This is a genomic window from Streptosporangium sp. NPDC023615, from assembly GCF_040640155.1.
In the GTDB taxonomy this organism is placed as follows: Bacteria; Actinomycetota; Actinomycetes; order Streptosporangiales; family Streptosporangiaceae; genus Streptosporangium.
In genome coordinates, this window is record NZ_JBFABE010000049.1 from 48,480 (window position 1) to 57,651 (window position 9,172).

Here is a 9,172-nt window from a genome sequence, read left to right on the forward strand (position 1 = left end):
CGGTCAAGGCCGCAGAAGCCGCACGCCACGCGGACGACCGTCGGCACGACCGCCGGCGGCGCGAGGGGGGACGGGCGGGCGACGACGATCGGGGGCGGAGGGTCAGAAACCGTAGGCGTCGCCCAGGGCGCCCTGGACGTACTTGCGGGCCTGGTGGATGCGGGACTTGGCGGTGCCCAGCGGGATGCCGAGCTGCTCGGCCACCTCGTTGTAGTCGAGCTGGCAGATGTCGCGCAGCACCAGCGCCTGCGCCAGGTCCGGCTTCTCGGCCTCCAGCGCCTCCATCGCGTCGAGCAGGTCGAGCCGGGACCCGGCGATCACGCTCACCCTGGCGACGTCCGGCCTCTGCAGCGGGAGCTCGTCCGAGCTCTGCTCGGCGGCGCGGCGCTTCAGCGAGCGGTAGGTGGTCCTGGCGCAGTTGGCGGTCACGATGTGCAGCCAGGTGCTGAACCTGGCGCGCCCCTCGAAGCGGCCGATGTTGCGGGCCACCGCGAGCAGAGTGTCCTGACAGGCCTCCTCGGCGTCCTGCCGGAAGGGCAGGATGCGGCCGCAGTGCCGGAGCACGGCGGGCTCGATGCGCCTCAGCAGCTCGCCGAGCGCGCGGTGGTCACCGAGGGCCGCCTCCCGGGCCAGTTCCTCGGTCGTCTCGTCCAGCGCCATCACGGGCCCCCATCAGCGGTCACGGTCGCTGGCCATCCTATGGTCGGAGGTCATGGCGGTTCAGCGACGAAGTCACCACAAAACCGTGTAAAAAAACAGGCTCACCAGCCGACCTGCTGACAAGAGCTGACACAATCCGATGAACGCCGTTCTTCCGTGTCCCGAAGAGGGGGGCATCCCGAACAGGTGCCGGTTAACCTTCAGGACAGGCGTGTCCCTAGCCAGTGAAGGGATCTCATGAACGCGATCCTGGTGGCCTCCAACCGCGGCCCCGTCTCCTTCACCCTCTCCGAGGACGGCTCGCTGTCCATGCGCAGGGGAGGGGGCGGGCTGGTGTCGGGGCTGTCGGCGGTCGCCAGGGACCTCGGTGTGCTGTGGGTCTGCGCCGCGCTCTCCGACGGCGACCGGGGCGCGGTGCGGGCGGCGCCCGGCGGCCGGCTCGACCAGGCGGGTTACGACACCGGGGCGCTGCGGATGCTCGACATCCCCCCGGCGACCTTCCACCGGGCGTACAACGCCGTGGCCAACTCCACCCTCTGGTTCGTCCACCACCTCCTCTACGACACCCCCAACAGGCCGCACTTCGACGCCAGGTTCCGCCGGGAGTGGGAGTCGTACCAGGCCTACAACGAGGCGTTCGCCATGGCGCTGGCCGAGGAGGCCCCGCACGAGGCGCGGGTGATGGTCCAGGACTACCACCTCAGCCTCGTCCCGGCCATGCTCCGGGGCGTGCGGCCCGACCTGCGGGTGGCGCACTTCTCGCACACGCCGTGGGCCCCGCCGGAGTACTTCACCCTCCTGCCCGACGACGTGGCGGCCGAGCTGCTGGAGGGCATCCTGGGCTCCGACCACGCCGGCTTCCTGACCGCGCGCTGGGGCACCGCGTTCATGGACTGCTGCCGGAGCGTGCTGGGCGCCTCGGTCGATCCCGTGGCCCGTACGGTGACCCACGCGGGCAGGACCACCCGCGTCGGCGCGCACAGCCTGGGCGTGGACGGCAAGGCGCTCTGGGACCGGGCCTGCGAGCCCGACGTGGAGTCGCACATGGCCGCGCTCCGCGCCCAGGTGGGCGACCGCAGGCTGATCGTGCGGATCGACCGGACCGAGCTGTCGAAGAACATCGTCAGGGGCCTGGTCGCCTACCGGGAGTTCCTGGCGGCCCACCCCGAGTGGCACGGCCGGGTCACGCACCTGGCCTTCGCCTACCCCTCCCGCCACGACCTCCCCGAGTACCGCGAGTACACCGCGGCGGTGCAGCGCTGCGCCAAGGAGATCGAGGACGAGTACGCCACCGAGGACTGGGACCCGCTGATCCTCAACGTCGACGACGACTACCCGAGGTCGCTGGCCGCCTACCGGCTGGCCGACGTGCTGCTGGTCAACCCCATCCGGGACGGGATGAACCTGGTCGCCAAGGAGGGGCCGATCCTGTCGCCGGGCAGCGCGCTGGTGCTCTCGCGGGAGGCGGGGGCCGCGGCCGAGCTGGGCGAGCACGCGCTGACGGTCAACCCCTACGACGTCTCGGCCACGGCCGCCGCGCTGCACGAGGGGCTGACCATGCCCGAGGGGGAACGGACCAGGCGGGGCGGTCTGCTGGCCGCGGCGGCGACCGCGCTCCCGCCGCACCGGTGGTTCGCCGAGCAGCTCGACGCCCTCGCCTGACCGCGCCGCCCGCCGCGCCCTCCCCCGACCCCGGCCCCGGCCCCGATCCCGCGCCCTCACCCGTCCCCTTGCCCGGCCCCTCGCCCGGCCCCGCGCTCCTCCCCCTCGATCCCGTGCCCTCACCCACGTCCGCCCGTGCGGCTTCGAGGGCCTGTGAGATAGTTTCCGGGGCCATTTCAGATTTTTCGATTTTTCGATGCCCGGGGAGAACGAGTTGACCGCGATCACGCCCGTCCGGCTGGTCCGCGACCGCCCGACCTGGCTGGTCTACCTTCAACTCGGCGTCTTCGCCACCTACCTGTACGGCCTGAGCGCCGCTCTCCCGCTGCTGCGGATCGACCAGCAGCTCTCCCAGGCGGTCGCCGGGCTGCACGGTACCTCGATGGCCGTGGGCGGCATCCTCACCGGTCTGGTCCTGCCCCGGCTGACCGCCAGGATCGGCCGCCGTGCCGTCATCTGGACCGGGCTGGCCGGGATGAGCCTCGGAACGTTCCTGGTCGCGGCGGCCCCCACCGTCCTGCCGGTCACCCTCCTCGGCTACGGCATCGCCAGCGGGATGGCCTCGATCGCCATGTACTCGGGCATGGCCGCGCTCGACGACCGTCACGGCCCGGCGGGCCCGGCGGCGATCAGCGAGGCCAACGCGGTCTGCGTGATCGTCGGCATCGGGGTGCCGTTCGTGGTCAGCGTCGCCGCGCAGAGCGCGCTGGGCTGGCGGGTGGCGCTGCTGATGCCCACCGTGCTGACCGTGCTGCTCGCACTGTTCATGGGACGCGTCCGGGTCCCCGAGCACCCCGACGCCGCCCCGGCCCAGCCGCCGGAGGCCGCGGCACCCGGGGACATCGCCGTGTCCGGGGAGGGCACCGCGCCCGGAGGAGGTGCCGCGTCCGGGCGCGGTGCCCGTTTCGATCGGCGCTTCCACCTGGCCGGGGCCGTGCTGTTCTGCTGCGTCGCCACCGAGTTCTGCTTCAACCTGTGGGCGGCCAAGCTGTTCTCCGACCGGACCGGCCTCTCGCCCGCGGTGGCGGCGACCGCGGTCGCCGCGCTCACCGCCGGGATGGCGGCCGGCCGGCTGGCCGGGGGATGGCTCGCCCTGCGGATTCCGGCGACGGTCCTGTTCACCGGCGCCCTGCTGGTCGCCGCCACCGGCTGGGGCCTGTTCTGGCTGAGCACGGAGCCGGCGTTCTCGTACGCGGGCCTGGCCGTGTCCGGGCTGGGGGTCGCGCTGCACTTCCCGATGGCGCTCTCCCGGCTGCTGGCCGTCTCCGGGGGGCGGCGCAACCAGGCGACCGCGCTCGCCTCGATCATCGCGAGCGTCGCCCTGGGGATGGGGCCGTTCGTGCTGGGCGCGCTGGCCGACGGGTTCGGCACCCGGACGGCGTTCCTCATGGTGCCCGCGCTGATCGGGGTGGCGCTCGCCGGGCTGCTGATCGGCACCCGCGGGGACGCCCCCGCCCTCACCCCCGCGTCTCGCCCTCGATCGCGTCCGCGATCGAGCTGAGGAGCTCCAGCACCCCGGGCGGCCCATCGACGACCAGGTCGGCCTCCACCTCGATCTCGGGCGACCCGCTGAACACCGTCACCCCCGGCAGTCCCGAGGCGCGCACGGCCGCGAACGCGGGCAGGTCCCCCAGGTCGTCCCCGGCGAACAGCACCGACCGGGCGGCCCGCTCCCGCAGGAAGGCGCCGAGCGCCACCCCCTTGTCGATCCCCGGCGGGCGCAGCTCCAGCACGAGCTTGCCCGGCTCCACGGTCAGCCCCGCCCCGGCGGCGAGCGTGGCGACGGGCTCGCGCAGCGCCTCCAGGGTCACCCACGGATCGGCGGCCTGCCTGGTGTGCACGGCGACCGACCGTTCCTTGTCCTCGATGATGACCCCGTCCAGCCCCGCGGCCAGCAGTTCCAGCCCGGCCCTCGCCTCCGCCAGGCCCGGATGGACCGGCGGCGCGGCCATCTCGCCCGCCTCCCAGCGTTCGAGGCCGTAGTGCCCGAGCACCACCAGGCCGGGCACCGCGGCCAGGGAGCCGTACTCGACCGCGACCGCCGCCGGGCGGCCGGTCACGATCACCAGGGAGCCGATCAGTCCGCCGAGCCGGGTCAGCGCCTCGGCCCCGCCGGGGACGATCCTCGCCGCGGCGGGATCGGCGACGATGGGCGAGAGCGTGCCGTCGAAGTCGAGCCCGATCACCGCCCCCGCCGGATCGGCGACGATCGCCTTCAGTCCTTCGGTGGTGTTCGCCCTCATGCCCGCCCCAGCCCGTCGAGTGTGCCCGTGTCCGCCGTCATGCCAGCCCCAGCCCGCCGGGTGCGTCCGCACCCGCCGCGTGGGCCCTGTCCGCCGTCCTGCCGTCCGGTTCCTGCCGTCCGGTTCCTGCCGTCGTGGTGACGATCCCCGCCGGGGAGGGTCCGGCCGGGACGTCCGCCCGAGCCGTCGTACCCCACCGTCAGGGACGCAAGCCCATCTTCCGGGCGGCGCGTTCCCGGCGGCGGGTCTCGCGGAGGCGGCGCAGGCGTTTGACCAGTATCGGGTCGTGGGCGAGCGCCGCCGGAAGGTCGATGATCTCGCTGAGGAGCTGGTAGTAGCGCGTCGCGGACAGGTCGAAGGTCTGGCGGATCCCCTGCTCCTTGGCACCGGCGTGATGCCACCAGCGCCGCTCGAAGGCGAGCAGTTCCCGCTCCGTGTCGGTGAGCGCCCGCGACGGGGGCTCGGCCGTGGCGCCGTCGCCGGGGGTCGGCGGGGGGTCCATTGCTACCTCCTCGGTCGGGCGGGCGGGGATCGCACCGCGTGCGCGACCAGAAGTCAGGATAGTCCGGAATTTCGCGCTGTTCATGACGGATGTGGCGACGTACAGTCACCAGGTGTGACCTCTGTCATCAGCCTTCTCAGTGACTACGGCCTGGAGGACGGCTACATCGCCGCCTGTCACGGCGTGATCGTCGGTATCTCTCCGGAGTCGCGGATCATCGACGTGTGCCATCTGGTGCCCTCGGGAGACGTGCGGCGCGGGGCCGCGATCCTGGCCCAGACGATCGCCTACCTCCCCGCGGGCGTACACGTCGCCGTGGTGGACCCGGGCGTCGGCGGGTCGCGCAGGGCCGTGGCGGTCGAGGCCGGGGAGCACGTGTTCCTGGGGCCCGACAACGGCCTGCTGTCCTGGGCGGTCAGCGCCAGCGGAGGCGCCCGCGCCGCCTACGAGCTGTCCAACGAGGATCTCTTCCTCGCCCCGGTCTCGCCGACCTTCCACGGGCGTGACCTCTTCGCGCCGGTGGCGGCGCACCTGGCGATCGGGCGCCGTCCGGCCGAGCTGGGCCAGGAGATCCCGCTGAACCGGCTGGTCTCGCTGCCCGCGCCCACCTCGACGGTGCGGGAGGGCTACGCCGAGGGCGAGGTGCTCTCGATCGACCGGTACGGCAACGCCCAGCTCTCGATCGGCTCGGGCGACCTGGTGAGCCTGGGTATCGCACCGGGGGACACCCTGGCGGTCTGGCTGGGCAGGAGGCGGCTCGCGGTGCCGTTCAAGGAGACGTTCACGGCGGTCCCCCCGGGCGAGGTGGTGGCGTTCGTCGACTCGGCCGGGCTGGTCGCGCTGGGCGTCAACGCCGGGGACGCCTCGCAGCGGCTGGGCCTGCCGCCCGGAGCCCACGTGCGGCTCTCCCTGGCATCCCGTCATACGTGAGTACGTGCCCCACAAGGGGATCTAAAGGGAATTACTGTATGTATCAGTCTGTTTACTGAAGCGTCATCTTCTCCGGAAGAGCGCGTGTCAGAATTCCGGTGACGTGTAACCCCGCCCCCCTCCTGTCGAGGTCACCGTGTTCCCTCCCCCCTTCGTTCCGGCGTCCCCTCACGGGCGCGCATCCACCGTCCCCCCGCCCACCGGCCGTCCGGGAACCCCGCGGTGAGGGGCGCCATGGCGCTCACCGCCACCCCGTTCTGCGTGGCGGTGGCGACCATGAGCGTCACGCCCGTCACGCCGTCGGACCCCCTGCGCCTCGCCTCCGGCCGGATCCCGGCGATCGCGGTGGCCGCCGGACCCGCGCCCCCGGCCGCGGCCCGGGCCACGGGCCACCCGCACCGGCCGACCCCGGCCGGCTGCCGCCCGGACGGGCCGGCGGGCGAGACCGGCGTCCGGCGCGACATCGTCCACGACGTCCCCGTCACGCCCGAACCGGCCCCGGGACCGGCCCCGGCCCACCCCGGCGGCGTCGCCGCCCCACGGGGGGCGGCCCGCGACACCCAGGTCTCACTGGTCCTGCTGGCCCTCGCCCTGGCGGCACGCGCGGTGTTCATGCGCCGCCGGAGGCCCGATGCCCCCGCCGGGCCGCCCGCCCCGGAAGGGGGTGTTACCTAGCAAGCGCTTGTGTACTATCGGCCCTATGACCGCACCCGTGATCGACGGCTGGTTCACCGTGGACGACGGTGTCGCGTACCTGCTCGGCACCGCCTGCGACCGCTGCCGGACCGTCCACTTCCCGCCCCGGACGGGTTTCTGTCACAACCCGCGCTGCGACGGCGAGAACCTGGCGCGGGTGCGCCTGCCGCGCCGGGGTGCCGTGTGGTCGTACACGAACGCCTGCTACCCGCCCCCCGCCCCGTTCGTGGCCGCCGACCCCTACGTCCCGGTCACCCTGGCCGCGGTGGAACTGGCCGGCGCGGGGATCGTCGTGCTCGGCCAGGTGAAGGACCTGACCGTGGACGACCTGCGCGTGGGCATGGAGCTGGAGCTCACGACGGGAGCCCTCGCCGACGGCCCCGAGGTGTGGATGTGGGGCGCCCCGTCCACCGGGGCGCCCGATCCGGCCGGCGGGGCGGCTCGGGCCGACCCGGCGAGCACGGCCGATGCGGTGACATCGGCCGGCCCGCGGGTGCCACCGGACGGGCGTGCCGCATGAGCGACGTCGTCGTCCTCGGCGCCGGGATGCACGCCTGGGGCAAGCGGGGCCAGCCGTTCGCCGAGTACGGGGTGGCGGCCGCCCGGGCCGCCCTGCGCGACGCCGGCGTGGACTGGGCCGACGTGCCGTTCCTCGTCGGCGCCGGCACCATCAGGAACGGCTACCCCGGCTTCGTGCCCGGCGCCACCTTCGCGCGGGCCCTGGGGTGGAACGGGGCGCGCATCGCCTCCTGCTACGCGGCGTGCGCGTCGGGCGCCCAGGCCCTGGAGACCGCCAGGACCCGCATCCTGGCGGGCCTGTGCGACGTGGCGATGGTGGTCGGCGCCGACTCCACCCCCAAGGGGTTCCTCGCCCCGGTGAGCGGTGAGCGTCCCGACGACCCCGACTGGCTCCGCTTCCGGCTGCTCGGCGCCACCAACCCGGCCTACTTCGCGCTCTACGCGCGCCGGCGGATGGCCCTGTACGGCGACACCGCCGAGGACTTCGCCGCCGTCAAGGTGAAGAACGCCCTGGCCGGGTCCCTGAACCCGAACGCCCGCTACCGCGCGACCGTCACCGCCGAGCAGGTGCTCGCCTCCCCGATGGTCGCCGACCCGTTGCGGCTGATGGACGTCTGCGCCACCTCCGACGGCGGCGCGGCCCTGGTCCTGGCCTCGGCCGACTTCGCCCGCCGCCACGGCGCGAGCCGCCCGGTACGGCTCGCGGCCGTCTCCACGGTGACGCCGTCGTTCCCCGGCACCGTGCTCGAACTGCCGGAGTTCGCCACCGACTCCACCGCGGCCGTCCCCGCGCCGGCGCGGCCCTTCCGCGCCTCGATCGCCCACGCCGCCTACGAGGAGGCGTCCCTGGGCCCCGCCGACCTGTCGCTGGCCGAGGTGTACGACCTGTCGACCGCCCTGGAGCTCGACTGGGTCGAGGACATCGGCCTGTGCCCGCGCGGCGGGGCGGCCGGGCTGCTGCGCGCCGGGGACACCGCCCTCGGCGGCCGGGTCCCGGTGAACCCGTCCGGGGGGCTCGCCTCCTTCGGCGAGGCCGTACCGGCCCAGGCCGTCGCCCAGGTGTGCGAGCTGACCTGGCAGTTGCGGGGGACGGCGGGCGCGCGTCAGGTGCCGGGGGCACGGATCGGGCTGGCGATCAACCAGGGCCTGTTCGGGCACGGCTCCGCGATCATTGCCACAACCTGACCATTCTTGACCCTCCAGAAAGCATGTCGCTGGATAGCCTCACTCTCGTTACTTTGAGTAGCCGCGTGCAGACGGTCCGTTCGAAAGGGCCCACAACACTGCCGCGACGATTTCCTTCCAGGGGGAACCACAATGATTCGTCGTCTTCTCATCACCTCCGCGTGCGTCGGTATCGCCGTCATCGCACCGGCCGCGGCCGCGTCCGCCGCAACCTCCTCCACGGCCGCCAAGGCCTCCGTCACCTCGGTGGCCAAGGCCGCCGCCAAGACCAAGGCCGACTGCTGCGGCGGCGTCGTCGCCGTTCCCACGGTCGTCTGCCCGCCCGCCGTCGTCGCGGTTCCCACCGTCTACGCGGCCGGTGGCTGCGGCGGCGTCTACGGCGGCGGCGTCGTGTACGGCGGCGGCGTCTACGGGGGCGGTGTCTACGGCGGCGGCGTGTACGGCGGCGGCGTCTACGGCGGCGGCGTGTACGGCGGCGGCTACGGCGGCGGCGTCTACGGTGGCGGCTTCGGCCGTGGCGGCAACAACATCGGCGGCGGCGGCAACATCATCAGCAGCGGCAGCGGTACCGGCCACGGTGTCGGCATCGGCGGTCTCGTCGGCATCGGCGGCGTCGGCGTCGACATCCTCTAGTACGTCGTCCTCCGGTACGCCGAGGATTCCGCGCTAGATCGACCCACGCGGTAGGTCGGACGGGGCGCGGCCCCCACCCGTCACGGGTCGGCTTCGAGATGTCCTGGCCGTGCTTCACGGTCCCGCCGGGCGGGGAGATCGA

The 9,172-nt window shown here is 73.6% G+C and carries 10 protein-coding genes; 7 read left to right on the forward strand and 3 right to left on the reverse strand.

Features of this window, described 5'->3' with window-relative positions:
- Positions 1 to 102 precede the first annotated feature (102 nt).
- On the reverse strand, positions 103 to 660 hold the full coding sequence (locus tag AB0G16_RS27645) for an RNA polymerase sigma factor (RefSeq protein ID WP_362810969.1): 558 nt from the start codon (positions 658 to 660) through the stop codon (positions 103 to 105).
- A 237-nt stretch (positions 661 to 897) separates the two neighbouring features.
- Between AB0G16_RS27645 and AB0G16_RS27650 the strand changes: the two genes are divergently transcribed.
- Both AB0G16_RS27650 and AB0G16_RS27655 read left to right on the forward strand, forming a co-directional pair.
- On the forward strand, positions 898 to 2,322 hold the full coding sequence (locus tag AB0G16_RS27650; RefSeq protein ID WP_362810972.1) for a trehalose-6-phosphate synthase: 1,425 nt from the start codon (positions 898 to 900) through the stop codon (positions 2,320 to 2,322).
- 196 nt (positions 2,323 to 2,518) lie between these two features.
- Entirely contained in the window at positions 2,519 to 3,823 is a 1,305-nt protein-coding gene (locus AB0G16_RS27655) for an MFS transporter (protein ID WP_362810975.1), read from the forward strand.
- On the opposite strand, the gene otsB is transcribed toward AB0G16_RS27655, so the two are convergent.
- The gene (gene otsB, locus AB0G16_RS27660; protein WP_362810978.1) at positions 3,780 to 4,565 is read right to left on the reverse strand and encodes a trehalose-phosphatase; all 786 of its coding nucleotides are present in this window, start codon (positions 4,563 to 4,565) and stop codon (positions 3,780 to 3,782) included. The two genes, AB0G16_RS27655 and otsB, sit on opposite strands and share 44 nt — an antisense overlap.
- Positions 4,566 to 4,764: 199 nt before the next feature.
- Positions 4,765 to 5,067 carry a DUF3263 domain-containing protein gene (locus AB0G16_RS27665; RefSeq protein WP_362810982.1) on the reverse strand — a complete coding sequence of 101 codons (303 nt, stop codon included), beginning with the start codon at positions 5,065 to 5,067 and terminating at the stop codon, positions 4,765 to 4,767.
- 114 nt (positions 5,068 to 5,181) lie between these two features.
- Between AB0G16_RS27665 and AB0G16_RS27670 the strand changes: the two genes are divergently transcribed.
- The 5 genes from AB0G16_RS27670 (at position 5,182) to AB0G16_RS27690 (ending at position 9,030) form a co-directional block, all read left to right on the forward strand.
- Positions 5,182 to 5,997: an SAM-dependent chlorinase/fluorinase gene (locus AB0G16_RS27670; RefSeq protein WP_362810985.1), complete on the forward strand. Its 816-nt coding sequence runs from the start codon at positions 5,182 to 5,184 to the stop codon at positions 5,995 to 5,997.
- Between the two features lie 222 nt (positions 5,998 to 6,219).
- Positions 6,220 to 6,672, forward strand: a complete 453-nt coding sequence (locus AB0G16_RS27675; protein ID WP_362810988.1) for a hypothetical protein — start codon at positions 6,220 to 6,222, stop codon at positions 6,670 to 6,672.
- 25 nt (positions 6,673 to 6,697) lie between these two features.
- Positions 6,698 to 7,213: an OB-fold domain-containing protein gene (locus AB0G16_RS27680; RefSeq protein WP_362810990.1), complete on the forward strand. Its 516-nt coding sequence runs from the start codon at positions 6,698 to 6,700 to the stop codon at positions 7,211 to 7,213.
- Positions 7,210 to 8,397, forward strand: a complete 1,188-nt coding sequence (locus AB0G16_RS27685) for a lipid-transfer protein (RefSeq protein ID WP_362810993.1) — start codon at positions 7,210 to 7,212, stop codon at positions 8,395 to 8,397. Before AB0G16_RS27680 ends, AB0G16_RS27685 begins: the two co-directional genes overlap by 4 nt.
- A 132-nt stretch (positions 8,398 to 8,529) precedes the next feature.
- Entirely contained in the window at positions 8,530 to 9,030 is a 501-nt protein-coding gene (locus tag AB0G16_RS27690; protein WP_362810996.1) for a hypothetical protein, read from the forward strand.
- Positions 9,031 to 9,172: the final 142 nt, after the last annotated feature.

Coding starts and splice junctions, on each gene's coding strand:
- AB0G16_RS27665 (WP_362810982.1), bottom strand. CDS start 5,067: ATGGACCCCCCGCCGACCCCCGGCGACGGCGCCACGGCCGAGCCCCCG.
- AB0G16_RS27690 (WP_362810996.1), top strand. CDS start 8,530: ATGATTCGTCGTCTTCTCATCACCTCCGCGTGCGTCGGTATCGCCGTC.
- AB0G16_RS27655 (WP_362810975.1), top strand. CDS start 2,519: ATGCCCGGGGAGAACGAGTTGACCGCGATCACGCCCGTCCGGCTGGTC.
- AB0G16_RS27650 (WP_362810972.1), top strand. CDS start 898: ATGAACGCGATCCTGGTGGCCTCCAACCGCGGCCCCGTCTCCTTCACC.
- otsB (WP_362810978.1), bottom strand. CDS start 4,565: ATGAGGGCGAACACCACCGAAGGACTGAAGGCGATCGTCGCCGATCCG.
- AB0G16_RS27680 (WP_362810990.1), top strand. CDS start 6,698: ATGACCGCACCCGTGATCGACGGCTGGTTCACCGTGGACGACGGTGTC.
- AB0G16_RS27685 (WP_362810993.1), top strand. CDS start 7,210: ATGAGCGACGTCGTCGTCCTCGGCGCCGGGATGCACGCCTGGGGCAAG.
- AB0G16_RS27645 (WP_362810969.1), bottom strand. CDS start 660: ATGGCGCTGGACGAGACGACCGAGGAACTGGCCCGGGAGGCGGCCCTC.